Here is a 24,779-nt window from a genome sequence, read left to right as displayed (position 1 = left end):
CCAATCTCCCCCCAAGTGGGGGAGATGTCCGGCAGGACAGAGGGGCGCGCGAAGGATCGCCTACCTTGTTCATCCTACGACAAACCCGAGACCGGCGTGAGGACGCAATCAATTGAGAGGTCGCCGGGACAGCGCCCCCCTCTGCCTGCCGGCATCTCCCCCACAAGGGGGAGATTACGCTGCCCCTACTCCGCCGTGCCTTCCTCATACTCGGCCGACATCGACAGCCATTTTTCCTCGTGGCCGGCGAGCGTCTGGGCGAGCTGTGAGCGTTCCTTGGCCAGCTGGGTCGCGGTCGAGGGGTCCTTTTCGTAGACGGCCGGATTGGCGAGCTCGTCCTCGATCAGGTCGATGCGCTTGCGGAGGCGGTCCATCAGCGCTTCGGTGGCGCGGATTTCCTTGGCCAGCGGCTCGAAGGCGGCGCGGCGCGCGGCTGCGTCTCGGCGGCGGTCGGCCTTCGACGCTTTGTCCGCCTCGCGCTTGCCGCGGCGGTCGCCGGAGACACCGGTGACCAGCGTCTTGTAGTCCTCGAGATCGCCGTCATACGGGTTGACCGCGCCATCCTTCACCAGCCACAGCCGGTCGGCGGTCGCTTCGAGCAGATGGCGGTCGTGCGAGATCAGGATAACCGCGCCGGGAAAATCGTTCAGCGCATGGATCAGCGATTCACGGCTGTCGATGTCGAGATGGTTGGTCGGCTCGTCGAGGATGAACAGGTTCGGCCCCTCGAAGGCCGACAGGCCCATCAGCAGCCGCGCCTTCTCGCCGCCGGACAGATCCTTGGCGGCGGTGTTCATCTTTTCGGTGGTCAGGCCGAATTGGGCAACGCGGCCGCGCACCTTCGATTCCGGCGCTTCCGGCATCAGCCGACGGACATGCTCATAGGCGTTTTCGTCCGGCCGGAGGTCGTCGAGCTGGTGCTGGGCGAAGATTGCTACCTTGAGCCCGGGCGCCACCGTCATGCTGCCGGTCTCCGGCTTCAGCCGGCCGGCCAAAAGCTTGGCGAAGGTCGACTTGCCGTTGCCGTTGGCGCCGAGCAGTGCGATGCGGTCGTCGGCATCGATGCGCAGCGTCATCTTCTTCAGGATCGGCTCACCCTCGACATAGCCGACATTGACGTTATTCAGCGCAATGATCGGCGAGGCCACCGTCTTCACCGGCTCGGGGAAGGAGAACGGCCGTACCGTGTCGTTGACGATCGCGGCGATCGGCTTCATTTTCTCCAGCGCCTTGATGCGCGACTGCGCCTGCCTCGCCTTGGAAGCCTTGGCGCGGAAGCGCTCGACGAAGGATTCCATGTGCTTGCGCGCGGCCTCCTGCTTGACGCGGCCCTTCTCCTGCAATTCGCGCTGCTCGGTATATTGCCGCTCGAACTGGTCGTAGCCGCCGCGCCAGAAGGTCAGCTTCTTCTGGTCGAGATGGACGATCGAGTTGACGGCGCGGTTGAGCAGGTCGCGATCGTGCGAAATCAGCAGCACGGTGTGCGGGTATTTCGACAGGTAGTTTTCCAGCCACAGCGTGCCTTCGAGGTCGAGATAGTTGGTCGGCTCGTCGAGCAGCAGAAGGTCGGGCTCGGCAAACAGCACGGCGGCCAGCGCGACGCGCATGCGCCAGCCGCCGGAGAAGGACGAGGCCGGCCGCCGCTGCGCCGCATCGTCGAAGCCGAGGCCGGCGAGAATGGTGGCTGCGCGTGACTCGGCTGAATGCGCATCAATGTCGGCCAGCCGCATGTGGATGTCCGCGATGCGGTGCGGATCGGTCGCGGTCTTTTCCTCTTCGAGCAGCGCACTCCGTTCAAGGTCGGCCTTGAGCACGATCTCGATCAGCGGCTCCTCGGTGCCGGGCGCTTCCTGCGCCACCTGGCCGATGCGCGTGTTCTTGGGCAGGCCGATCGAGCCGGTCTCGGAGGCGAGGTCGCCGGTAATTGCCTTGAACAAGGTCGTCTTGCCGGTGCCGTTGCGGCCGACAAGGCCAGCCTTGCTGCCGGCCGGCAAGGTCAGCGAGGCATGGTCGAGAAGCAGGCGTCCGGCCATACGGAGCGAAAGGTCGTTGATGATCAGCATGGCCGCGCTTTTGCACGGGACAACCATGCTTCGCAAGGGCTTGAGCCCCGGTTCGCCGCATAAGGCGCGAAAACCAGCAAAGAGGTGACGTCGACACCGCGACTTCCCGCAAAACGCAAAAGAACCCGCTATCCTGAGGGGGGGGTAAGGAAGCGGGTTCTTTCGTGAACGGCTGCCTTGGGAGCGTCCGATCGACACCCAAACACGCAACAGCCGGGTTTGTTCCATGTGATGAACAAACCATGTGATGACAAACACCGGCGTGGCCGGCAGGTTGTCCACAGGCGCGTGCGTCCGTACGCTATCGGACCATGACGCTGCGGAAAGACTCGGCTATCCTTGGATGCGCGGCGGGCCTGATCTCCGCCTGGCCGGCGCCATCAGCTTCCTCCCAAGCGGCGCCGGCCACCTTCTTTGACCGGTGCCGACGCCATTTGAGGTGGTCATTGTTTTGGCGGCGTGCCGGGCTGATCGCCGCCGGTCGTCGATTTCGGCACCGGATTCTTGTCGACCTGCGGGTTCTGCTCGACCGTGTCGCCGGGGGCCTTGGTCGGCTGGATGTTATTGTCGCAACCCGCAACGGTCAGCGCTGCCATAAGCAGCAGGATTAAGCGCTTTTTCATCGCAGTCTCCTCTCGCCCGACAACGAGGCGTCGGCGATTTGGTTGCGCGATCGGTGTCTTCCCGCATTCTCCGAGGAGCCGGGGAACAAAATGCCGCGTCTTCGGTTGCTCCAAATCAATGGAGGAAGCCATGATCCGTTTGCTCATCGCCGGGGCAATCGTCTACGTTGCCTATCGCGTCGCCAAGAAAGTGATTGACGACGTGCCCGACGATTTCGATCCGCTGCTGCTGCCGCCGCCGCAAGACGATCGCGAGGCGCTTCGGCGGCAATCGGCAAGGATGGGCGTCGAACCCGGGCGCTGATCGATCGCTCTGCCGCAAGGCTTCTTCGCTTCCGAGCGCAAACTCCCGCTCTGCAAACCGTTGCGAACAAAGCAGAAACGATGCTTGATGGGCGATGAACCTCGCCGCCCGTGATTCGTCCTTCCAGCCGGCCTATCTGGCGAAGCTCAACGCCGAGCAACGGCTTGCCGTCGAACATGGCGACGGCAAGATCGCCGGGCCGTTGCTGGTGATTGCCGGCGCCGGTTCCGGCAAGACCAACACGCTGGCGCACCGGGTCGCGCATCTGATCGTCAAGGGCGCCGACCCGCGCCGCATTCTTTTGATGACATTTTCGCGCCGTGCCGCAGCGGAAATGGCCAAGCGGGTCGAGCGCATCGCCGGCGAGGTGCTCGGGCGCGATGCTTCTGTCATCACCGATGCGCTGAGTTGGGCCGGCACGTTCCACGGCATCGGCGCCAGGCTGCTGCGCGATTATGCGCTGGAGATCGGCCTCGACCCGGCCTTCACCATCCACGACCGCGAGGATTCCGCCGATCTGATGAACCTTGCCCGCCATGAGCTCGGTTTTTCGAAGACCGAAGCCCGCTTCCCGACCAAGGGCACCTGTCTTGCGATCTATTCGCGCGCCGTCAACGCGCAGGCGCCGCTCGGCGAGGTTTTGGGGTCGGTGTTTCCATGGTGCGCCGGCTGGGCCGAACAGCTCAAGGCGCTGTTCGCCAGATATGTCGAGGCCAAGCAGGCGCAGAACGTGCTCGATTACGACGATCTGCTGCTCTACTGGGCGCAGATGGCCAGCGAGCCGGAAATCGCCGCGCACCTGGGTGGGCGTTTCGACCATGTGCTGGTCGACGAATACCAGGACACCAACCGGCTGCAGGCGTCGATCCTGACGGCGCTGAAGCCCGACGGATCGGGGCTGACTGTGGTCGGCGACGATGCGCAGTCGATCTATTCATTTCGCGCAGCGGACGTGCGCAATATCCTGGATTTTCCCAAGCAGTTCGCGCAGCCTGCCGAGGTCGTCATGCTGGAGCGCAACTACCGCTCGACCGAGACGATCCTGGCGGCCGCCAATGCGGTGATCGGCGAAGCGTCGGAGCGTTTCACCAAAAATCTCTGGTCCGAGCGCAAATCGACAGAAAAGCCGAAGCTGGTGAGCGTGCGCGACGAGACCGAGCAGGCGAGCTATGTCTGCCAGGCGATACTCACCGAGCGCGAGGCCGGCACAGCGTTGAAGACGCAGGCCGTGCTATTTCGAGCTTCGCACCACAGCGGCCCGCTGGAGATCGAGCTGACGCGCCGCAACATCCCCTTCGTCAAGTTCGGCGGGCTGAAATTCCTCGACGCCGCTCACGTCAAGGACGTGCTGGCCGTGCTGCGCTTTGCCGAAAACCCGCGCGACCGCGTCGCCGGATTTCGCGTGCTGCAACTTCTGCCCGGCATTGGCCCTTCGGCCGCCAATGCGATCGTCGAGACCATGGCGACGTCGCTCGACGAGACCATGGGGCTTGCCCGTTACCGGCCGCCGCAGCGCGCCGCCGACGACTGGCCGGGCTTTGTCGCGCTCTATTGCGGCCTGCGCGCCGGCGCAAAAAAATGGCCGGCCGACATCGAGCAGGTCAGGCTCTGGTACGAGCCGCACCTGGAACGCATCCACGAGGATGCGACGACGCGCCGGGCAGATCTCCTGCAGCTCGAGCAGATCGCTTCCGGCTATGCCTCGCGCGAGCGCTTCCTCACCGAACTGACGCTCGATCCGCCGGACGCGACCAGCGACGAGGCCGGCCCGCCGCACCGCGACGAGGATTATCTGATCCTGTCGACCATCCATTCGGCCAAGGGCCAGGAGTGGAAAAACGTTTTCGTGCTCAACACCGTCGACGGCTGCATCCCGATCGATCTCGGCGTCGGCAACAAGGAGGATATCGACGAAGAGCGGCGGCTGCTCTACGTGGCGATGACGCGGGCCAAAGACGGCCTGCACCTAGTCATGCCGCAGCGCTTTTTCGTCCATGGCCAGGCGGCGCGCGGCGACCGCCATGTCTATACCTCGCGCACGCGCTTCATCCCGCGCTCAATCCTCGGCGCCTTCGAGCAGGTGGCGTGGGCCAGCGTCCTGGCCAGGGACGATCCGCGCCGGCAGCCGCAAGTGCGCGTCGATCTCGGCGCGCGCATGCGCGGCATGTGGAAATAGCCGCTCAGGCCTTCAGAAACGGCCCTGCCCCGTGCAGAGACGTAAACAGCGCCTCGCTGAACAGGGAAATCGGACGCTGCAAGCGGCCGGCCGGCGGCCGGTGGAAGACCCAGGCGCGCACTTGCGGACGGAAATCCGTGTCGAGGATCTCGATCGCATCGCGCCAGGGGCTGCCTGTCAGGGCCGCCGGGGTGACGATGCCGATGCCGTGGCCGCGCGCCACCAGCGACATGCGCAGGTCGGCGCTCAAGGCTTCGACGCCAACCTGAAACGGCAAGCGCGCCGCTTCGAAACTGTGACGGATGAAGCGGCGGAAGCCGCAGCCATTTTCGTTCAAGACCCAGGGGAAAGCCGACAGGTCGGCGAGGCTTGCCGGTTTCGGCACCTCAAGGCCGGGTGCAGCGATCAGCAGGACCGCCTGCTCGCCGAGGTCGTCGCCGACCAGCTCCTCCGGCGGCCGGTCGCCATCGGGCAGGCACAGCGCGGCCGCATCCAGCTCGCTGCGGGCGACCTGCTCCAGCAGACGCGGCGACCAGCCGGAGGTGATGCGCAGCGTCAGGCGTGGAAACTCCTTACGCAACCGGTCGAGCGGAACGGCAAGTGCTGCGTCCGACAGATATGGCAGGATGCCGAGACGGAATTCACCAGTGATTTCGCCATCGGGCGCGAGGCCGGACTTCAAGTCTTCCAGCGAGCGCAGCACGCGGCGCGCGTGCTCGTAGGCATCCCGACCCGCGCCGCTCGGCTTCAGCGGTTTGGACAGGCGATCGAGAAGCGGCGTTCCCAGCGCCTCCTCGAGGTTCTGGATGCGGCGCGACACGCCGGGCTGGGTCAGGTTCAGGCGGCCGGAGGCGCCGACGATAGAGCCGGTTTCCACCACCGCCACGAAGGCTTCGAGGTCATGCAGGTTCATGCGCTTTCCTCATAATCATTATTCAATCTATTTAATTGCGACATGTTACTCCGTCGGCATAATGAATTCAATCATTATACCAATGTTGGAGCTCGGGCATGGCCGATGTTCTCACGGAACGCACCGCGGAATCCCAGATCAGCGATACAATCAGCGGCAGGACGACGCTGCTGTTTGCAACCGCCGTCGGCGTGATCGTCATCAATCTGTTTGCGCCGCAGACGCTGATCGGCTTGATCGGGCCTTCGCTCGGGCTTGGCGGTGCCGAAGGCGGCCTGGTGGCGATGGCCACGCTGCTCGGCTATGCCGCCGGCCTTTTTCTCCTGGTGCCGCTCGCCGATCTTAGGGAAAACCGAGCCCTGATCGTGCGCATGCTCGGCTCGTCGTCCGTCGCCGCCGGTGTCGCGGCGGTGGCACCGAATGCGGCCATGCTGCTCGCGACCCTGTTCGTGCTTGGCGCCGCCTGCTCCGCCATCCAGGTTCTGGTGCCGATCGCCGCCGCCATGGCACCGCCGGAGCGGCGGGGCCGTGTCATCGGCGATGTCATGAGCGGGCTGATGCTGGGCATTCTGCTGTCACGTCCACTGGCCAGCCTGATCGCCAGCGCGTGGGGCTGGCGGGCCTTCTACGCCGTCAGCGCAGTCGCGGTGGCGGTGCTGACGGTGGTTCTGGCCGTCTGCCTGCCGCGCCGGCCGGTGTCGTCGGCGATGACCTATCCCGGGTTGATCGCCTCGCTCTGGCGCCTCGTTTGCAGCGAGCCACAGCTCAGGATCAGGGCGCTGACCGCAAGCCTTGCGATGGCGGCGTTCAGCGTGTTCTGGACCTCGGTAGCGCTTCGTCTCGCCCAGCCGCCATTCGAGCTCACGCAACGCGGCATTGCGCTGTTTGCGCTGGTCGGTGCCGGCGGCGCTGTCGTTGCGCCATTGTTCGGGCGTGCCGGGGATCGCGGATGGACGCGCCGCACGACGATCCTGTGTCACCTCGCCATGATCGCGGCGTTCGGGCTTTGCGCCTGGGCGGCGGCTGCAACGGTCGATGCATCGACACTACCGCTGATCGTCATGGGCGGCAGTGCCGTGCTGCTCGATATCGGCGTCACCGGCGACCAGACACTTGGCCGCAGGATCGTCAACCTGCTCAATCCCGAAGCACGCGGCCGGCTGAACGGCCTGTTCGTCGGATTGTTCTTTCTCGGCGGCGCGGCCGGATCGGCGCTGGCCGGGATTGCCTGGGCATGGTTTGGATGGTCGGCAATTTCGGCACTCGGCATCCTGATCGGGCTTTTGGCGCTGGCCGTGGACTGGCTAGCCGCTCGACCTGGCCGGCATTCCTGATTGGTGGGTCGAGCGTGACAGACGAAAGCAAAATCCCGGCAACATGGAACCTCGCGCCGCGATCGGCGTTTCTGCCCGACCCCCAGACCGGAGAACGGCGTCCGCCGTGACCTCCGCCCATTCGAGAGGCCAGAATGCACGACAGGACGTTTTCCACCCCGGTCGCCCTAACCGTTGGCGCCGGCTACAAGCGCACGATCGCTTCGTTCTCCGAGATGCACGAGTTCCTGATCGAGTTCCCGCCTTCGCGCCGGCGGCTGAGCTATGGCGCTGCGGTAAAGGCCTGCGAGGCGGCCCGTGCCGGCGAGATCTCGGCCGAAGCGGCACGCGACGCCCTGATCACTTTCGCAGTGACAGCAGGCATCCTCTGGCCCGCTGCCCAGCCGGCCGTTTCGGTCAAGCCGGTCGCTCGGGGCCATGGCGGCTACGCCGCCTGAAAAGCCTCTTCGCCATCATAGCCGGCCGGAGATGCCGTCCATTTATCGACGGTTTTAGTTCGGCGGATCCTAAATCAGCCGCCTTCTGATACTTATCCGGGTCACCGCGGTCACGAGAATGGCGCCGATCATGAAATAGATGGTCGCGACAATGTCGCCCTGATGGAAATAATAACCGGAGTTGAGAAGCGCCAAGACCACGGCGAAGAACGCCACAAGGCGCAAGGGTTCATTGGGCATGCGTGCCAATTCTCGCTGTTGCTGCTGAATGCTGCTGAAGCGGCCGCCCTCACGACCGTGCGCTCCATAAAATGTTTTGGCGCGTTTTGCAATCTCGGCAGATCGTCCTCTATCCACCGTCCGCTTCACCAGCCGCCCCAGGGTTAGGCGAAAGCCCTGCCCTCCTCGCTGCGCTGGAACAACGTCAGGTCCAGTCCGAGGCTTGGCTTGCCCAGAATGGTCAGGATCGCATGCGCCTGTCCGCGATGGTGGGTCTGGTGGTTGAAGAAGTGGTCGAGCGCCGGCGCCAGCCGCTGCGAGACGGTGCGCATATCCGAGACGGTCATGTAGGAGAAGCGGCCCGACAGCGCCTTGTCGCTCAAGCCGCCGACCCAGTCGATGATCCGCTTGTCTTCAGCCTCGCGCGCCAGCCGCAAGCCAGGCAAGGCGCGGTGCAGGATGGTGTCGAGCCTTGCCGGCGCGTCGCCCTCGCCGATGAAGCGTTTCATCCAGATACGGTCGGCTGCCAGGAGGTGGTTGAGCGTTCCTATCATCGAGCCGAAGAAGACGCCGACATTGCGGTCGAACTCTTCATCGTGGAGATCGGCCGCGGCATTGTAGATGCGGCCATTGGCCCATTGATTGTAGGCCGCAAACATCATGAAGTGCTGTTTCATTTTTCTCTCGACCTGCGAGACCCCTGTTTCGCGCGGGTCTGTTTCGGGCATAGTTAGACTGCAAGGAAGCTGCCGCCAATGACTATTCTGCTCTATGACCTTGTCGGGCGCGACACCGCCCGCCCGTTCAGCCCGCATTGCTGGAAGGTGGCAATGGCGCTGGCCCATAAAGGGCTCGACATTACCAGCGTGCCGACCCGTTTCCTCGAGGTGCCGAAAGTGGAAGGCGGCATCTCGAAGCTCGTTCCGGTGATCCGCGACGGTGAGACGGTGGTCGCCGATTCCTTCGCCATCGCGCTCTATCTCGAGGAGACCTATCCCGGGCGGCCGACATTGTTTTGCGGCGACGGCGGCAAGGCGACGGCGCGCTTCATCGAACGCTGGTCGCAGCTGACGATCCACCCCTACGTCACCACCGCCGCAATACTGGACCTGCATGCCATGCAGGACGAGGCGAACGCTGCCTATTTCCGGCAGAACCGCGAGCAGCGCTTCGGCAAGCGCCTGGAGGAGGTATACGCCACCCGCGACGCCGGGCTCGCCGGCTTCCGCGCCTCGCTGGAGCCGCTGCGCTCGATGCTTGGCTATCAGCCCTTCATCGGCGGCCCGTCGCCGCTGTTTGCCGACTACATCGTCTTCGGCGCGCTGCAATGGGCGCGCATCGCAACGCCCTACCGGCTGCTCGACGACAGCGATGTCGTGGCGCAATGGTTCAAGCGATGCCTCGATTTGCATGGTGGCCTCGGCCGCACCGTCGCGGCGGCAGCGATCTCCCCGCTTGAGACGTGAGATCGGCAGTTTCATCGTGGGCGCCACATTTTGTTCTTGCTTTGTGCCGGCAGCTATGCTACTAATTTGGGTATGGTGCTGATTCGCGCCGACGACCCGTCCGGTTTACCGCGGCGGGTTTTGTTTTGCCGATAGGGGTGCAACGGCGTTGCCGGCGGGAACGTCGCTCGGCGCCGGCTAAAGTTGCTGTCCGGCCAAATGCGACAATGCGGACAGACGAAGTGTCGCCTGAGGCGCCTCATCATCGCCTGGATCGAAGCAAACAAGACGGATATCCGGTGAACCGGGCAATCACAACAAAGGCAGCGCGCCATGACCGCAAGCCCAGAATTCCCGGCCGACTTTCGCGCCGGGCTCGCCAACCTCTTCCTGTGGCGGCGCGACGTCAGGCGGTTCAAGCCGACGCCACTGCCCGAAGGCGCGCTGGAGCGGCTGCTCGACCTTACCAGCGCCGCGCCGTCGGTCGGGCTGAGCCAGCCCTGGCGTTTCGTCATCGTCGAGAGCGAAGCGTGCCGCGCCGCCGTCAGGGCATGCTTCGAGCGCTGCAATGCGGAGGCGCTCGCAACCTTTTGCGGCGAACGCGCCGCGCTTTACGCGCGCCTGAAGCTCGCCGGCCTGCATGATGCGCCCTGCCAGTTCGCGGTTTTCGCCGACCGCGCAACCGAGCAAGGGCATGGGCTCGGCCGCCTGACCATGCCCGCCACCATAGACTATTCCGCGGTCATGGCGGTCCACACTATGTGGCTGGCGGCGCGTGCCGAAGGAATAGGCATGGGCTGGGTCTCAATCCTGGATCCGGTCGAGATGGCGACGATCCTGGACGTGCCTGCGGAGTGGACGCTGATCGGCTATTTCTGCGTCGGCTATCCAAGCGAGGAACACAGCGTGCCGACCTTGGAGCGAGAAGGTTGGGAGTTCCGGCGGCCGTCGATCATGATAACGCGATAGTGAAACTTGCAAGCAAGCCGCCACGAGTTGCAGCGCGAGATTGGGGCAAATCCGCTTCCCCTTGGCAAGGCGGCGGGCGGCTTGTATAGAGCCCGCCACCTTCAATTCCATTCTCATCACAAGGACGACCCATGGCGCTCGAACGCACCTTTTCCATGATCAAGCCCGACGCAACCCGCCGCAATCTCACCGGCGCCATCACCAAGATGCTGGAAGATGCCGGTCTGCGCGTCGTCGCTTCGCGCCGGGTGTGGATGAGCCGCCGTGAGGCGGAAGGTTTTTATGCTGTCCACAAGGAGCGTCCGTTCTTCGGCGAGCTGGTCGAGTCCATGTCGTCAGGTCCGACCATCGTGCAGGTACTGGAAGGCGAGAACGCCATTGCCAAAAACCGCGAAGTGATGGGCGCCACCAATCCGGCCAGCGCCGCCGAAGGCACTATCCGCAAGGTGCACGCGCTGTCGATCGGCGAGAATTCCGTGCACGGTTCCGATGCGCCGGAAACCGCCGCGCAGGAGATCAAATACTGGTTCTCGGACACCGAAATCGTCGGCTGAGCCGGCATCCTGCTCCCCATCAAAGAGGCCGGCACAATGTCGGCCTTTTTCGTTAGCGGACATTTCAGGTTCAGGCTCCTCGACGGGTGCGTTAAGGTCGAGGCATGGATCAAACGCCGTCCCGACAATAGAGCCGACCAGTCCATGACCAGCACCATTCCCGGCTTCTTCCAGGGCACCGAGATGCCGACCGGCGGCTGGTGGGAAGCGTTGTGGCCCGACCCTGCCGGGGTGTTGACGGCGGTGGGAATGAAGCCCGGCATGGATGTGGTCGATCTCTGCTGCGGCGACGGCTGGTTCACGCTGCCGCTCGCCAAGGTCGCCCGTCACGTCATCGCCATCGACATCGATGCCGATCTGCTCGAAGTCGTCCGGCGCCGGCTGGCCGAAGGCGGCGTGACCAATTGCGAGTTTGTGGCAGGCGACGCCTATGAGCTTGCCAGGCTGGTGTCCCGGCCCGTCGACCTGGTCTTCATGGCCAACGCTTTCCACGGCGTTCCGGACCGGCCGCGCCTCGCCCGCGCCGTGCGGGCGACGCTTGGCCCGGCCGGTCGTTTTGCCATCGTCAACTGGCACCAGAACCCGCGCGAGCAAACCACGGTCCTGGGCGAGCCGCGTGGACCGAAGACTGAGCTGAGGCTGTCGCCAGAACAGACCATCGTCGCCGTCGAAGCAAGCGGTCTCAAGCTCGCCAAGCTTGTGGACGTGCCGCCCTATCATTACGGCGCGGTGTTCAAGCAAACGACGGCCTGAGACCGCCTGCCGGAAACAGCTCGTCGCCGGTGCTTACCCGCCGCCCCCTCGCGGCGGGTTCTGCCAGTCTATTTCGCCTGGCGTTCCTTCACGTTCGCATGTTCATTCGCCGCTTCCGTGTCGGTGGCCGGCGTCTGTGTATCGTGACCTGTGAACGGACTGCCCTGCCCCGGCGCGAGATCGCCGCTGTGGCCGGCCTTGTTGGTCTGGAAGGGTTGGCTATCCGGACTGAGACCATGCTGAAGGGCGTCGAACAGATGGTCGTCCGCCTTGGCAAAGCCGGTAAAGGCAAGAAGCGATGCACCTGTGGCAGCAAGGATAAGCGGGTGCGTTTTCATCTCTGGACTCCTTTGAGTGGCCAGAACGAGCCGCAGCCATTCTGGCGGCTTCAACGAAGGGACAAACGTCCCTTTTGCCTCACCCGCCGTCTACGGGAGGATAACGCTCCCTCTGCCTGGTCTATTCCGGCTGAAACACATTGTGATCGATAGTTCCGCCCCGCTGCGAAGATTTGACCCTGTGGCATCGAGGTGGCCGGGTCCGGCAAACGCGCGGAAGACGCGATGCTTCGCGACGACCTGATAGCCTTGACGGATTCGCAATGGGTCATCGCAATCCTCGTCGACGCCGTGGCGTGCATCACGGCCGATTTTTTTTAGAGCCGGGATGGTGTTCAAAGGCGCTAAGGAGGTTGAGTTCACCTGCCCTGCAGGGGCCGCATACACTCTCCGGCGGTTTGAGAGGCCTAACTCGCGGCGTTGAAGCGCAGGATGACGCGGTCGTCCTTGTCGGCGATAACAAGCTTGCCGGCGTCGATGTGGTAGCACGCCGCCTTGGCCAGCGCCTCGAACAGCGCCTTTTCCTCGGCCATGACCTGAGGCGCGCAGGCCTTGAAGGTCGAGCCGATGTCGCCGATGGCGATCTTCGAACCGTCGACCGTGGCAGTGGCGAAATAGACGTTGCAAGGTCCGCTGCCGCCGGCCTTGCCGGCCTGGCTGATCCGGAATGTCGCCTGTGGTTCGGCAATCACGCCGATGCCTTCGATATATTCGACCAGCCAGCTCTGGCCGAATACGGAGGCTGCCGCCGGCGCGTCGCTCGGCGCCGCCATTTTCAGCATGATGGTCAGCGGTGCATCGCTCAGCGGGTCGATTTGATGACGTTCATCAGAGATGAACAGCAGCCTGTCGTCGGCGGTTATGCGGGCCTGCAACGCGTAGGTCATGTTCGGCCGGATCACCTGCGGATCGAAGCTGATCTCGAACTTGATCGGCACCTGGCCGGCCGGTACCACCTTGCGCTCGCCGATGATTGCGGCCGGCGCGTCGGCCAGCGAGACGTCGGCAAGCTGCACGGACAGCACGGCATTGGGCGGCAGTGCGATGCGCTCGCGATACGTTACTTCGCCCTTGAGGGTCTTTTCAGCGGCCACGGAAAGCTCCGGCACGACCAATATGCCAATGACAAGCGGCACAAACCCGAAGATGAAGAACTCGGCGATCCTGTCCAGCATGATCCTGCTCCCCTTCCGGCCAAAGGTCTCGCAGGATTGCGGTCAATGCATGGCCGTCGGGGCATGGCGATCGGGGCATGGCTGTCGGGATTTATTCCGACGGCGGCTGCTTCCAGCGGCCCGCCGCCTCAGTGTCGGCCTCCTTGGCGTCGACCCAGCCGCCCTCGGAACCGTCGCTATGGTGTTCCTTTTTCCAGAATGGCGCCCGTGATTTTAGATAGTCCATCAGGAAATTCGCGGCCTCGAACGCCGCCTGCCGGTGCGCCGAAGCCGCCACCACCAGCACGATGTTTTCGCCGGGCGCTATCTTGCCGTGGCGGTGGATGGCGGTGAGCCCCTGCAGCGGCCAGCGCTCGATTGCCTCGGCGGCGATGCGGCCGATCTCGGCTTCGGCCATGCCGGGATAATGTTCGAGCTCGAGTGCCGAGAGCCTGCCTTGCTCGTCGCGGCAAAGGCCAGAGAAGGTCACCACAGCGCCGACGTCGTTGCGACCCTGGGTCAGCCTGGCGATCTCGGCGGCGACGTCGAAATCCTCCGCCTGGATGCGCACGACAGGCACCACCGCGGACATGGTTCAGCCACCGGTCATCGGCGGGAACAGCGCGATCTCGCGCGCGCCGGCGATCTTCTCGCGGTGCTCGACATGTTCCTGGTTGATGGCGACGCGGATCACATCAGGATATTGCAGCGCGTGCTCGTATTCCTCGCCGCGTGATTTCAGCCAGCGCAACAGGTCGGCGACCGTTTCGATGCCGGCCGGCAATTCGACGTCTTCTTCGGGTCTGCCGATCCGCTCGCGCACCCAGGCGAAATAAATGAGCTTCGTCGACATGCTACTCGTCCATGATGTGCTTGAGGCCGGCGCGGAAATAGTCGTAGCCGGTGTAGAGCGTGACCAGGGCGGCAATCCACAGCAGCACCAGCCCGGTTTGCGTCGTCAGCGGGAAGATCTTGTCGCCAGCGGGGCCCGCAAGCAGGAAGGCGATGGCGACCATCTGGATGGTGGTCTTCCATTTGGCCAGTTGCGTTACCGGCACCGAGACCTTCAGGGCCGCCAAATATTCGCGTAGCCCCGAGACCAGGATCTCGCGGCACAGGATGATGATCGCCGCCCATAGCGACCAGCCGGCGATGCCGGCATGGCGGTCGGTGTCGGCGGCCAGCAGCAGCAGGCAAGTGGCGACGAGCAGCTTGTCGGCGATCGGGTCGAGCATCTTGCCAATATTCGAGGTCTGCTGCCAGGCGCGCGCAAAATAGCCATCGAAATAATCGGTGATCGAGGCGAGCAGAAAAATGATGAGCGCCGACCACCGCGCGAAGTCGCTCGATTTCAGATGCCCTTCCAAGAAGAAGCACAGCACGACCAGCGGCACCGCGAGAATGCGAGCGTAGGTGAGCATGTTGGGCAGGTTGAACGCGCGCTGGGCCATGTTTTGGGAACTCTTTCTGCCTGCTTAGTCAAATCAGAAGCGAATGTGGGGGGTCAACAGGCCAGAATCGATTAGCCAGCCGAAATATCGGCAATAGGTCTTAGCTCTCGTGAAAATGATTGTAGACCAGTTTCGCCACCTGCTCTGAAATGCCGTCGACCTTGACCAGGTCCTCGACGGCGGCGCGGCTGACCGCCTTGGCCGTGCCGAAATGCATCAGCAGCGCGCGCTTGCGGCCGGGGCCGATGCCGCTGATCTCGTCGAGCGGGCTCTTGACCATCTCCTTCTTGCGGCGGGCGCGGTGCGAACCGATGGCGAAGCGATGGACCTCGTCGCGCAGCCGCTGGACGAAATAGAGCACCGGATCGCGCACGGGCAGCGAGAACGAGTCCCTGCCCTTGACGAAGAAGCGTTCGCGGCCGGCGTCACGGTCCTGACCCTTGGCGATGCCAATGGCGACGACTCGGTCCTGGATGCCGAGATCGGAGAGGATCTTGCGCACCGCCGTCATCTGGCCTTGGCCGCCATCGATGAGAATGACGTCGGGCCAGGCCGGGAAGCCGCCCGCGTCCTCGATATCGTCGCCTGATTCAGTTGGCTTCGCTTCGTCCGTGCCCTCGGTTTGCGGCGCATCGCCATGTTCCTTCAACAGCCGCGAGAAGCGCCGCTGCATCACCTCGCGCATCATGCCGAAATCGTCACCCGGCGTGATCTCGGTCGAGCGGATGTTGAACTTTCGATACTGGTTCTTCACAAAACCTTCCGGCCCGGCGACGACCATGGCGCCGACGGCGTTGGTGCCCATGATGTGCGAATTGTCGTAGACCTCGATGCGCACCGGCGGCTTTTCCAGGCCGAAGGTCTCGGCAAAGCCGATGAGCAGCCGCGCCTGGGTCGAGGTCTCGGCGAGCCGCCGGCCGAGCGCTTCGCGCGCGTTCTGCAGCGCGTTGTCGGTCAAATCCTTCTTCTCGCCGCGCTGCGGCACCGAGATCGATACCTTGCGGCCGGCGCGGGTGGAGAGAGCCTCCGCCAGCAATTCCTGGTCCTCAACGCCATGCGACAACAGGATGGCGCGCGGCGTCGGCTTGTCGTCGTAGAACTGCGCCAGGAACGAACCCAGCACCTCGCCGGCTTCGAGCGCCGGATCGGCCTTGGGAAAATAGGCGCGGTTGCCCCAGTTCTGGCCGGTGCGGAAGAAGAACACCTGGATGCAGACCTGGCCGCCCTCCTGATGGATGGCGAAGACATCGGCCTCGTCGATGGTCTGCGGATTGATACCTTGATGGCTCTGCACATGCGACAGCGCCGCCAGCCGGTCGCGATAGATGGCGGCGCGTTCGAAATCGAGGTTTTCCGACGCCTGCTGCATGGCAGCGGAGATCTCCGTCTTCACCTTCTGGCTGCGGCCGGAGAGAAAGTCCTTCGCCTCGGTGACGAGCCTGGCATAGTCGCCATGCGAGATTTCGCCGGTGCACGGGCCGGCACAACGCTTGATCTGGAACAAAAGGCAAGGCCGGGTGCGGTTCTCGTAGAAGGAGTTGGTGCAGCTCCTGAGCAGGAAGGCGCGCTGCAGCGAATTGATGGTGCGGCCGACGGCGCCGGCCGAGGCGAAGGGGCCGAAATAGTCGCCCTTGCGCGAGCGCGCGCCGCGGTGCTTGTAGATACCGGGCGAGACATGGTCGCCGGTCAACAGGATATAGGGGAACGACTTGTCGTCGCGCATCAGCACGTTGAACCGCGGCCGCAAGCGCTTGATGAGGTTGGCTTCAAGCAGCAGCGCTTCGATCTCGGTGCGGGTGACGACGAACTCCATCGTCGACGTCTCGCGCACCATGCGGCCGATGCGGCTGGTGTGGAACCGGCCTTGCGCGTAGCTGGTGACCCGCTTCTTCAGGCTGCGTGCCTTGCCGACATAGAGCACGTCGCCGGCGGCATTCATCATGCGGTAGACGCCGGGCGCATTGGGCAGTCGCTTGACCAGCGTCTGGATCACCTCGGCGCCGACCATGCCGTCGGCATCGCCGGCATGCGGCGTCCAGTCGATGGCGGTGAAGGTGACGTCCGGACCACCGGCTGCAGGCTCGACGACCTCCTCGGCCGCCTCGTCCTCGAGGTCGACGTCAGGCGGCAGGTCGTCGGCGCCGCCGCGCGTTTTTTGCTTCTGGTCCATGGGGCTCATTCCGTCATGCCTGTCACATCGGGCGTCTGCCATGCAAGATGCTGGCCGCCGTCAAGCGCGATCATCTGGCCGGTGACCGAGCGCGCCGCCCAGAGATAACGGATAGTGGCACCGAATTCCGGCAATTCCGGGCCGCGTTTCAGGATCAGGCCTGCAATCTGCGCATCGAAATCGCTGTCGTGCTGACGAGTGTTCTTTAACGTCGGGCCAGGACCGATGGCGTTGACGCGGATGCGGGGACCCAGCGCCTGCGCCATCATCTCGGTCGCTGCCCACAAGGTCGACTTCGACAGCGCATAGGAGAAATAACGCGGCGTCGGCCGCCAGACGCGCTGATCGATCATGTTGACGATCAGGCCTTCGCCGCCCTGCGGCAAGGCCCGGGCGAAAGTCTGCGCCAACAGCGCCGGCGCCTTGACATGCACGGCGAAATGGCGATCCCAGGCCGGCCAGTCGAAATCCTCAACGCTGTCGTGCTCGAACAGCGAGGCGTTGTTGATCAGCAGCGACACTGGCCCGAGCGCCGCCGCCGCGCGGCCGACAAGGTCGCCGACGGCGTCCATGTCGGTCAGGTCGGCGGCAACCACAGCGGCCCGGCCATTTCGACCAAAATGACCACCATTGATTTTGGCCGCCAGCGCCTCCGCCTCGGCCAGCGAGCGATTGCAATGGATGGCGACGGCAAAACCATGCGCGGCAAGATCCTCGACGATGGCCCTGCCGATCCGCTTCGCCCCGCCCGTCACCAGTGCCGTCGCGGCGACCTTGCTCATCCGTCAATCCTCAATCTAATCGCGATTCCGATCTGCCGGCATCGTGCCGACAAAATATGGCCCGCCAAGCGTTAAATCCCGTTTCCACCTGGGGCAGGATTGTGGCAAAGCGGCCTCATCGACGTCCTGTTCGATCGGATTCGGGCCCGGCCCAACCGCAATATAGGGCGCTGAACGCCTTGCACCAAGCTGGGTGCAGTGCAGCACGGCGAACCTGCTGACATCTCGCTGTTGCGAAGATGCAACGTCAAGGTTCTGCCTCATTCGTGCCGGAGAATGACCCAAGTTCAGGTTCGCTTCAGCCGCATTTCGACACGACATTTGGAACCGTTGAACGCCGGATCCGTTTCACCCCCCGGACGGGTTGAGGGCGCTCATGAAAAAACAAGCCTGTGTCCTGTGGCTTAAGGAGTAAAGAACAATGCAAGCCAATCTTAAATTTGCGCGACCGCTCGCGGTGGCGTTTGGGCTGTTCGCCCTCGGCGGAACCGCCTATGCCGCGGACGTGGTTCAGGAAGAGCCGCCGGCACCTGCCCCGATCGCCGAACTTCCGGTCGCATCCTGGGCCGGTCCCTATGCCGGTGTGAGCGTCGGCTACGGCTTCGCGGGCCATGCCAAAGCCAAAGACATTGGTGTCGACGTCGACACCAAGGGTTTTGTCGGCGGCGTCTTCGGCGGCTATAACTGGCAGCAGGAGAACTTCGTTTACGGTGCCGAAGCCGATATCGGCTATAACGGCGTCAAGGGCGACGATGCCGGCATCGAGGCCAAGGGTGGCTTCGAAGGCTCGCTGCGCGCTCGCCTCGGCTACGCCGTCACCCCGGACATCCTGCTCTACGGCACCGCCGGTGGCGCGCTGAAGAACCAGAAGATAGAAGCCGCCGGCGTCAGCGACACCAACACCCAGTTTGGCTGGACAGCCGGCGTGGGTACCGACATCAAGATCACCGACAATGTGTTCGGCCGTGTCGAGTATCGTTACACAGACTTCGGCAGGAAGGACTTCGATGGTATCGGCAAGGTCAAGTCGACCGACAACCGCGTCACGTTCGGCGTTGGTATGAAGTTCTGAGTCGTCCAAGCCACGACACGAAAAAAGCCGGGCCTCGCGCCCGGCTTTTTTCGTGGGTACCGGTTGAGACCGCCTGCTGATCAAGCCGGGATGCCGGGCTTCAGCTCCGGGAATTTCTCGTCGAAGCGTGCCGCCCAGCGCGTCAGCCGGCCGCGGCCCTTTTCCCATTTTCCGGCGAAGCGCAGCGAGAGATAGCCGAGGCAGGCGCGCAGCGCGATCTGGCCGACGGTGATCTTCTTCGGCAGCTTCGGCGGGTTGGCGTTGAACAGGTCGAGCGCGGCCGAGATCTTCGTCCACTGGCGCTCGAGCCAGGGCTGGTAAACCATCTCTTCCGGCCGCGTGCGCCGCTCATAGACCATCGACAGCGCGCAGTCGCAAATGCCGTCGGCCAAAGCCTCCAGAACCTCCGCCTCGAGGCGCTTGTCGGGATTGCGCGGAAATAATGCGTTCTTCGACATCCGGTTGAGATGCTGGGTGATGGCTCGGCTGTCGTGGACCGAGCGGCCGTCGTCGAGCACCAGCACCGGGATCTTGCCGAGCGGATTGGCGCCGATCAGCTCGGCCGGCCTTTCCTCGGTCCTTATCGGCACGAGATCGACCGCAATGCCGGCATAAAGTGCTGCCATGCGCACCTTGGAACTGTAGGGAGAAGTAGACGCGTAGAGCAGTCTTGGCATTGTTGATTCCTGTTTGCCGGCTACAGCTCCGCACGCCCTGTTGGACGCGCAAAGGACGCGGTAGCATTCTGACTTCGCGCATGACCCTCACCGAAACGCGATTCCGATTGGGGCTCGTGCGCGGGCACTGTTGACCGATCATGCTGGCTTCATCAACGGCCAGAGGCGGAAAACCGCGCCGCCAGCGTGCAGCGATTGCCTCGACACATCAATCTCGATGCGATGAGCCGCAGTGCTGCGGCAGACGCGAGCAGGTCGGACAATCCAAATCCGATCAGCTACCAACTCGGCCTTGCACCGAAGGTTGGTCTTTGGCAGCCACGGAAGTCCCACCGGACTTCGCCGCATGGCGAAGTCCTGGAGCTGCGAAAAGACGTCTTCCTCCCGCCTCTTTCTCGTCCTGTCCGACCGCCAACCCGCAAGCGAGGCGCCTGTCCGGCATCCCGCTCTGGCTGTCTTGCGTACTGTCCCCGGCGATCGGAGAACCGCGACTACTTCTTGGCCTTCGCCTTTGCGGGCGCTGCCTTCGGCTTGGCCGCGGGCGCTGCTTTCTTCACTGCTGCAGAAGATTTCGCAGCGGCGGCCTTTGCAGGTGCTGCCTTCTTCGCGGCGGGTTTCGCGGCGGCCTTTGCAGCCGGCTTCTTGGCCGGTGCCGCCTTCTTTGCCGGTGCAGCCTTGGCCTTCGCCGGTGCAGCCTTGGCCTTGGCCGGTGCTGCTTTCTTCACGGCCGGTTTTGCCGCGGCCTTGGCGACCGGCTTTTTGGCCGGCGCTGCTTTTGCCTTAGGCGCGGCGGCCTTCGCTTTGGCAGCGGGTGCTGCTTTCTTCACAGCAGTTGCGGCCTTTGCCGCCGCTGCTTTTACTGGTGCTTTTTTTGCCGGTGACTTGGATGCCGGCGCTTTGGATGACTGTTTAGCCATATCATGCCCCTTCCGTTGTGCCGACGGCCGTTATTGACCCGGCGCGCAATGCATATCTGACTCGCGGCTTGCTAGCCAGCGAAGCATTAGAATGATTTTGCAGCTTAAGTTTTGGTTACGGCGAGCGCGCGACCATCTTGCCGACGCAAAATCGGCTGCGAATCTTCGTCTCCCGCAACGAAGTTCTGCGACCGAAATTCTGCTCGCTCTATCTCGACCGGTCTTCTCGTCAAGCTCAGGACTTTTCGAGCGGCTTTGCGCTTCAACGTCCAACGCCTGCCGCGAAGATTATCAAGGTCGAAGGCGTCGCTCGGCTCGTCTTGTCCAGCGCGATGAACTACAGGAAAGGTGAAAGCAACGACGCGAGCGTGCCGGCGTACCATCTTGCACGACGCAATAAAAGTAAGCTGATAGCTCGCATTTCGGAAAGACAGGATCTCACTCGATAGATCCGGTCGAGCCGACCTCGCGAATCGAAAGCCTTCGGCCGGTCAGGCGCCGAGCGGCTCGCGCTGCATCTGCAGCCGGCGTGAAGGCTCGGCCCGGTGGAGATGGACGGCGAAGGTATCCCATGGCGGCATGACGGAAACCTGCGCCAGGATACGCCCTGCTTCACCGCGATGATAGCCGCCGTGCAATACAACGTGGGTCAGCATTTCCTGTCGCGACATCAATGCCTTATCCCCATCGGTGAACACGAACGCGACGGGCTCCGAGAGCTGTCGCGACGAAACGGTTTGGAGATAGTCGAGATACCAGCGATCGGTCGTCGCAACCGCGGCGCGAAGTTCGCCGAGCGCCGGCGTGTCCTCTGTATTATCAGCGGAGTAGCCATGATTTGCACCAACCAGGTGCGCCGAGAATATCCGCGACACCACATGGCTGTGATCGACGAGCCGCATTGCGGCCTGCCGTTCCTTGCCGTGAACGCGTGGGTCGAGACTCGCGAGTTTTTCCAGCAGTTCGTCATTGGCCCAGGCCTGATAGGTAAACAGGCTGCGAAGCAGGGCGAGCGCACTCATGGTCGGTGTCCTTTTGTGGAAATGCGAGTATGTTGTTTATATTTTCAGGAGAATGGGCGGTGTGTCTACTCGCATTGCAAAACCGCATCCGCGCATGCGCAAGCAGCCGCGCCAGGCGCGTTCGAGAGCGACCGTTGAGGCGATTATCGAGGCGGGGGCTCATGTTCTGAGCGGGCTGGGCTGGACCGGCTTCACCACCAACAAGGTGGCCGAGACGGCAGGCGTGAGCATCGGCACCTTCTACCAGTATTTCCCCGACAAGCTTTCCCTGCTCGAAGCCATCCGGCGCCGCCACTTCGATCATGTGCTGTCGGTCATTCACGATTCGGCGGAAGATCAAAAGCCGCTCAGGAAATTCGCGCAGGAGCTGGTGCGCGGCATGATCGCGGCGCACGGCATCCACCCGACGCTACACCAGGTGCTGCTCGACGAGGCGCCGGGCGATCGCGGCTCCAGGGCCGCCCATGCTTCGTTCCAGACACAATATCTGAACCACTACGCGACCGCCGTCGCCGCCTATCGCAAGCCAAGGAAAGGCGCCGACACGGAGACCGTGGCGCGCGTGCTGTCATCGGCGATCGAGGGGGTGATCCATAACGCGGCACGCCGGAACATGCTCGCCGCGCCGGAGCTGCAAAAGCAACTCGTCGAACTGATCTGCGCCTACCTATCCGGCGCGGGCCGCATCGGTCGATAGCGCAGGGCACGACTGTGCAGGTGCCGGCTATAGGCGACACCAAGCGGACGGCGCGACTTTCACGACCATGTCGTGTTGCCGCCACCTCAATTGCAATGCCGCGGCATTGGCAAACGACTTGCGGCGGAAGTCGGGAATTTCTTACGTCAGATTCAAACCCGGCTCATGAGGTGCGGTAAGGCCGATGCCAACAATGCTGCACCTGATGCGGCCAAGAGTGTGAGGACGATCTTTCGAAACGTTGCTTCGCTAATGCCGATATAGAATCTCGCGCCAAGGAGTGTTGGTATCAACATGGCCGGCGCGACGATGGCGAACATCGGCAGCATTTCGAGCTTGATCTTTCCGGCCGCAAGATAGGCAGCCATCGTCATGGAGAGGGTCACCAGGTTGAAATTCTGGATAACAATGCGCTGCCTGTCCTTTTCCCATTGGCGCAGCACGCACCACAGCGTTGGAACCGGGCCGGTGAAGCCGCCAAGTCCACCCATGATGCCGCCAACCAGACCTATTGCACCGTCTGCAACAGGACCCCCGACCGTGATGGGAGGGAGGCGACGGGCAAAGAGCATCAAGGGACACCAAACGACCAGCAGCGCTCCGAAGACCAACTTGAACAACTGCACATCCAGTAAGGGCAGGATGGCGACACCGACCGGAACCCCGATGGTCCCCCCGATCAGGAATGGCAGCAGAAGCTTGAGGTCGAAGCCCCGGCGGACGGTGACGGCGGCGATGATCTGGCCGGTGAGCGCTCCAAAGACCGCCATGGCAGCAGCAAGCTGGGGCTCGACGGTCCAAACCCAAAACGACATGGCAACCAGGCTGAAAGCGAACCCGGACAGGCCCTGGACGAAGCCTGCAACGACCGCCCCAATTGCAACAATGTAAACAAGCGAGTCCATGCAGTGCTGTTTCCCCGCAAACTCGTGACAGCAGATCGCGTTTCCCGCGAATGCCGCGCCGCGTGGAAACGGTGACGGTCGATCAAGTGGCCGGTGCTAAAAAGTCGGAGTCAGCCGGTGCGCAATTAACGCAGGACGCGGCAGCGGCTGTTATAGACCATCCAGCGGTCGAAGCCCGAGACGCAGAATTCGACATTGTCGCCGATCGAGGCAAAACCCTGGCCTTCCTCGATCAAGTACCAGATGGTACGGGCGCGGCCATCGGAGAGGCTGACGGTGGCGCCGCAATAGCGGCGGCCAATCGGCCAGGTGTCGTCGGCCGGCAAATAGCGATGCTGGTGGATGCGCTGGAAATCGACGATCTGCACATCGGGCAGATGCGGCACGTGATGCACCTGATAGGAGAAGCGGTCGGTGATCTTGTTCAGCACCCAGGCCTCGCCGCAGACGCCACTGTCCTCGTCGGTATAGATTGCGAGGTCGGCCGCCTGCACCGCCTGGGTAACGCCAAGAGGTGCGGCCAGCGGCGTGCAAAAGGCGAGCAGTGCGGCAAGGGCGGATTGGGCGAAGCGAGTCATGGCAGCCTCTCAAGGTCGACTGTGCGCACTGTGCGGATTCGCTGACGCGCGGTCAAGCGGTTGTAGCGACGGCGGTTGGAGTGACGCGGTTTCGCCGATGGAACGGCAAGGCCGCACCTCAAACTACTCTCCCGCCAGCCGGTCCAGCATCCAGCGGGATGGCTGCTCGACCGCGAGCAGCCTGTGCAAGGCCGGCAGCAGCGTCCGTAACTCGCCCTCCAGAGTGAAGGGCGGATTGACCACAACCATGCCGCAGCCGTCGAGGCTTGGCTCGGCCGAGGCCGGCCTGATCTCAAAGCCGATGTCGAGCAGCTTCGGAACGCCTGTCCGCTTCAGAGCCGCGCGGAAGGCGGCGACCGCCTTGCGGTCCTTGAGCGGATACCACAGCGCGTAAATCCCGCCTGGCCAGCGCCGGTGGGCTCTTTGCAGCCCGTCGACGAGGCGGTCGAACTCGCCCTCTTCCTCGAAAGGCGGATCGACGAGCACGAGGCCGCGCTTCTCCTTTGGCGGCAGATGCGCGCCGAGCGCCAGCCAGCCGTCGAGCTCGATCACCCGGGTCTGGAAATCGCCTTCGAATAGCGCCTTCAACCTGACGACATCCTTGGGGTGCAGCTCGACCGCCGAAAGCCGATCCTGCTTGCGCATCAGGTGCCGGGCGACCAGCGGCGAACCCGGGTATTTTTTCACGCCACCCTCCGGATTGAGCGAACGGACGGCTTCAAGGTACGGCGCCAGCAGTGCTGCCGTCGGCGCATCGAGGGCCGCATCGACCAGCCGGCCGATGCCGCCTTGCCACTCGCCGGTCTTTTGCGCTTCGATCGAGGACAGATCGTAGCGGCTGATGCCGGCATGGGTGTCGATGACGCGAAACGCCTTGTCCTTCTGCTTCAGATATTCGATCAGCCGGCTGAGCACGACGTGCTTGACGACGTCGGCGAAATTTCCGGCATGATAGGCGTGGCGGTAGTTCAATTGGAGCCCCTGCCCCAGCGCGGCGGCGGCTGCGAGTTCGGATTTTCCGGCCGGCGGCCGCCGAAACGGAATGCCAGTACCAGCCCGACCAGGCCGGTCGCCATCAGCGAAAACCCGATCGGCCGCGCTCGGCCCGGGGCCCCCCCCCGCCCCCCCCCCCGGGCGGGGGGGCGCGCCCCCCCCGGGGGGGGCCGCGGCGCGGCCCCGCCCCCCCCGGAGGTGGTTGGGGGGGGGGGGGGGGGGGGGGGGGGGGG

The 24,779-nt window shown here is 63.7% G+C and carries 28 protein-coding genes; 11 read left to right on the top strand and 17 right to left on the bottom strand.

Going from position 1 to position 24,779, the window contains the following annotated elements; all coding sequences use genetic code 11:
- Positions 1-185: 185 nt before the first annotated feature.
- Both NKI85_RS31825 and NKI85_RS31820 read right to left on the bottom strand, forming a co-directional pair.
- Positions 186-2,063: an ABC-F family ATP-binding cassette domain-containing protein gene (locus tag NKI85_RS31825; RefSeq protein WP_352530684.1), complete on the bottom strand. Its 1,878-nt coding sequence runs from the start codon at positions 2,061-2,063 to the stop codon at positions 186-188.
- Between the two features lie 443 nt (positions 2,064-2,506).
- Complete coding sequence (locus NKI85_RS31820) at positions 2,507-2,686, bottom strand: hypothetical protein (protein WP_352530686.1); 180 nt, start codon at positions 2,684-2,686, stop codon at positions 2,507-2,509.
- 130 nt (positions 2,687-2,816) lie between these two features.
- Here NKI85_RS31820 and NKI85_RS31815 point away from each other — a divergent pair, with 130 nt between their 5' ends.
- Both NKI85_RS31815 and NKI85_RS31810 read left to right on the top strand, forming a co-directional pair.
- A complete protein-coding gene (locus NKI85_RS31815) occupies positions 2,817-2,990 on the top strand; it encodes a hypothetical protein (RefSeq protein WP_352530688.1) in 174 nt (57 codons plus the stop codon).
- Between the two features lie 94 nt (positions 2,991-3,084).
- A complete protein-coding gene (locus NKI85_RS31810) occupies positions 3,085-5,166 on the top strand; it encodes an ATP-dependent helicase (protein ID WP_352530690.1) in 2,082 nt (693 codons plus the stop codon).
- Positions 5,167-5,170: 4 nt separating this feature from the next.
- On the opposite strand, the gene NKI85_RS31805 is transcribed toward NKI85_RS31810, so the two are convergent.
- Positions 5,171-6,079 (bottom strand): LysR family transcriptional regulator, encoded by a 909-nt coding sequence (locus tag NKI85_RS31805; RefSeq protein WP_352530692.1) that lies wholly within the window; start codon positions 6,077-6,079, stop codon positions 5,171-5,173.
- Positions 6,080-6,177: 98 nt separating this feature from the next.
- Here NKI85_RS31805 and NKI85_RS31800 point away from each other — a divergent pair, with 98 nt between their 5' ends.
- Together NKI85_RS31800 and NKI85_RS31795 are read left to right on the top strand one after the other, a co-directional pair.
- Entirely contained in the window at positions 6,178-7,413 is a 1,236-nt protein-coding gene (locus tag NKI85_RS31800) for an MFS transporter (protein WP_352530694.1), read from the top strand.
- A 134-nt stretch (positions 7,414-7,547) separates the two neighbouring features.
- Positions 7,548-7,850, top strand: a complete 303-nt coding sequence (locus NKI85_RS31795; RefSeq protein ID WP_352530696.1) for a DUF982 domain-containing protein — start codon at positions 7,548-7,550, stop codon at positions 7,848-7,850.
- 69 nt (positions 7,851-7,919) lie between these two features.
- Here NKI85_RS31795 and NKI85_RS31790 read toward each other — a convergent pair whose 3' ends face one another.
- Both NKI85_RS31790 and NKI85_RS31785 read right to left on the bottom strand, forming a co-directional pair.
- Positions 7,920-8,219 carry a hypothetical protein gene (locus NKI85_RS31790; RefSeq protein ID WP_352530698.1) on the bottom strand — a complete coding sequence of 100 codons (300 nt, stop codon included), beginning with the start codon at positions 8,217-8,219 and terminating at the stop codon, positions 7,920-7,922.
- A 14-nt stretch (positions 8,220-8,233) separates the two neighbouring features.
- Entirely contained in the window at positions 8,234-8,746 is a 513-nt protein-coding gene (locus NKI85_RS31785) for a DinB family protein (RefSeq protein ID WP_352530700.1), read from the bottom strand.
- A 78-nt stretch (positions 8,747-8,824) separates the two neighbouring features.
- Between NKI85_RS31785 and NKI85_RS31780 the strand changes: the two genes are divergently transcribed.
- From NKI85_RS31780 to NKI85_RS31765, 4 genes are all read left to right on the top strand, one after another.
- Entirely contained in the window at positions 8,825-9,535 is a 711-nt protein-coding gene (locus tag NKI85_RS31780; protein WP_352530703.1) for a glutathione S-transferase family protein, read from the top strand.
- A gap of 312 nt (positions 9,536-9,847) precedes the next feature.
- Entirely contained in the window at positions 9,848-10,483 is a 636-nt protein-coding gene (gene bluB / locus NKI85_RS31775; protein ID WP_352530705.1) for a 5,6-dimethylbenzimidazole synthase, read from the top strand.
- Between the two features lie 131 nt (positions 10,484-10,614).
- On the top strand, positions 10,615-11,037 hold the full coding sequence (gene ndk / locus NKI85_RS31770) for a nucleoside-diphosphate kinase (protein WP_352530707.1): 423 nt from the start codon (positions 10,615-10,617) through the stop codon (positions 11,035-11,037).
- Between the two features lie 144 nt (positions 11,038-11,181).
- Positions 11,182-11,790, top strand: coding sequence for a class I SAM-dependent methyltransferase (locus tag NKI85_RS31765; protein ID WP_352780014.1), 609 nt, complete (start codon positions 11,182-11,184; stop codon positions 11,788-11,790).
- A 68-nt stretch (positions 11,791-11,858) separates the two neighbouring features.
- Here NKI85_RS31765 and NKI85_RS31760 read toward each other — a convergent pair whose 3' ends face one another.
- The 7 genes from NKI85_RS31760 to NKI85_RS31730 all read right to left on the bottom strand — a co-directional run bounded on the left by NKI85_RS31760 (position 11,859) and on the right by NKI85_RS31730 (position 17,685).
- On the bottom strand, positions 11,859-12,128 hold the full coding sequence (locus NKI85_RS31760) for a hypothetical protein (protein ID WP_352530711.1): 270 nt from the start codon (positions 12,126-12,128) through the stop codon (positions 11,859-11,861).
- A gap of 407 nt (positions 12,129-12,535) precedes the next feature.
- Positions 12,536-13,303 carry a YbaY family lipoprotein gene (locus NKI85_RS31755; protein WP_352530713.1) on the bottom strand — a complete coding sequence of 256 codons (768 nt, stop codon included), beginning with the start codon at positions 13,301-13,303 and terminating at the stop codon, positions 12,536-12,538.
- A 91-nt stretch (positions 13,304-13,394) separates the two neighbouring features.
- Positions 13,395-13,874 carry a molybdenum cofactor biosynthesis protein MoaE gene (locus tag NKI85_RS31750; protein ID WP_352530715.1) on the bottom strand — a complete coding sequence of 160 codons (480 nt, stop codon included), beginning with the start codon at positions 13,872-13,874 and terminating at the stop codon, positions 13,395-13,397.
- A 3-nt stretch (positions 13,875-13,877) separates the two neighbouring features.
- Positions 13,878-14,135, bottom strand: coding sequence for a molybdopterin converting factor subunit 1 (gene moaD, locus NKI85_RS31745; protein ID WP_352507910.1), 258 nt, complete (start codon positions 14,133-14,135; stop codon positions 13,878-13,880).
- Position 14,136: 1 nt separating this feature from the next.
- The gene (gene pgsA, locus NKI85_RS31740) at positions 14,137-14,733 is read right to left on the bottom strand and encodes a CDP-diacylglycerol--glycerol-3-phosphate 3-phosphatidyltransferase (protein WP_352530717.1); all 597 of its coding nucleotides are present in this window, start codon (positions 14,731-14,733) and stop codon (positions 14,137-14,139) included.
- Between the two features lie 100 nt (positions 14,734-14,833).
- The gene (uvrC, locus tag NKI85_RS31735) at positions 14,834-16,912 is read right to left on the bottom strand and encodes an excinuclease ABC subunit UvrC (RefSeq protein WP_352530719.1); all 2,079 of its coding nucleotides are present in this window, start codon (positions 16,910-16,912) and stop codon (positions 14,834-14,836) included.
- Positions 16,909-17,685, bottom strand: coding sequence for an SDR family oxidoreductase (locus NKI85_RS31730; RefSeq protein ID WP_352530721.1), 777 nt, complete (start codon positions 17,683-17,685; stop codon positions 16,909-16,911). The genes uvrC and NKI85_RS31730 overlap by 4 nt, the downstream gene beginning before the upstream one ends.
- A gap of 421 nt (positions 17,686-18,106) precedes the next feature.
- On the opposite strand from NKI85_RS31730, the gene NKI85_RS31725 reads away from it, so the two are divergent.
- Positions 18,107-18,757 (top strand): outer membrane protein, encoded by a 651-nt coding sequence (locus NKI85_RS31725; RefSeq protein WP_292662341.1) that lies wholly within the window; start codon positions 18,107-18,109, stop codon positions 18,755-18,757.
- An 80-nt stretch (positions 18,758-18,837) separates the two neighbouring features.
- Here NKI85_RS31725 and NKI85_RS31720 read toward each other — a convergent pair whose 3' ends face one another.
- On the bottom strand, positions 18,838-19,434 hold the full coding sequence (locus tag NKI85_RS31720; RefSeq protein WP_352530723.1) for a glutathione S-transferase family protein: 597 nt from the start codon (positions 19,432-19,434) through the stop codon (positions 18,838-18,840).
- Between the two features lie 531 nt (positions 19,435-19,965).
- Here NKI85_RS31720 and NKI85_RS31715 point away from each other — a divergent pair.
- Positions 19,966-20,388 carry a hypothetical protein gene (locus tag NKI85_RS31715; protein ID WP_352780013.1) on the top strand — a complete coding sequence of 141 codons (423 nt, stop codon included), beginning with the start codon at positions 19,966-19,968 and terminating at the stop codon, positions 20,386-20,388.
- 454 nt (positions 20,389-20,842) lie between these two features.
- On the opposite strand, the gene NKI85_RS31710 is transcribed toward NKI85_RS31715, so the two are convergent.
- Positions 20,843-21,373 (bottom strand): DinB family protein, encoded by a 531-nt coding sequence (locus tag NKI85_RS31710; RefSeq protein ID WP_352530729.1) that lies wholly within the window; start codon positions 21,371-21,373, stop codon positions 20,843-20,845.
- A gap of 94 nt (positions 21,374-21,467) precedes the next feature.
- Here NKI85_RS31710 and NKI85_RS31705 point away from each other — a divergent pair, with 94 nt between their 5' ends.
- Complete coding sequence (locus NKI85_RS31705; RefSeq protein ID WP_352530734.1) at positions 21,468-22,070, top strand: TetR/AcrR family transcriptional regulator; 603 nt, start codon at positions 21,468-21,470, stop codon at positions 22,068-22,070.
- A 152-nt stretch (positions 22,071-22,222) separates the two neighbouring features.
- Here the strand turns inward: NKI85_RS31705 and NKI85_RS31700 are convergent, their stop codons facing one another.
- The 3 genes from NKI85_RS31700 to NKI85_RS31690 all read right to left on the bottom strand — a co-directional run bounded on the left by NKI85_RS31700 (position 22,223) and on the right by NKI85_RS31690 (position 24,525).
- Positions 22,223-22,975, bottom strand: coding sequence for a sulfite exporter TauE/SafE family protein (locus NKI85_RS31700; RefSeq protein WP_352530730.1), 753 nt, complete (start codon positions 22,973-22,975; stop codon positions 22,223-22,225).
- A 125-nt stretch (positions 22,976-23,100) separates the two neighbouring features.
- Complete coding sequence (locus NKI85_RS31695) at positions 23,101-23,553, bottom strand: hypothetical protein (RefSeq protein WP_352530732.1); 453 nt, start codon at positions 23,551-23,553, stop codon at positions 23,101-23,103.
- A gap of 123 nt (positions 23,554-23,676) precedes the next feature.
- Positions 23,677-24,525 (bottom strand): 23S rRNA (adenine(2030)-N(6))-methyltransferase RlmJ, encoded by an 849-nt coding sequence (locus NKI85_RS31690; protein WP_352530736.1) that lies wholly within the window; start codon positions 24,523-24,525, stop codon positions 23,677-23,679.
- Positions 24,526-24,779 lie beyond the last annotated feature (254 nt).

This window comes from Mesorhizobium sp. M0571 (assembly GCF_040320985.1).
Lineage (GTDB): Bacteria > Pseudomonadota > Alphaproteobacteria > Rhizobiales > Rhizobiaceae > Mesorhizobium.
The sequence above is the reverse complement of the archived record's forward strand: the minus strand, read 5'-3'. Positions and strand labels throughout refer to the sequence as shown.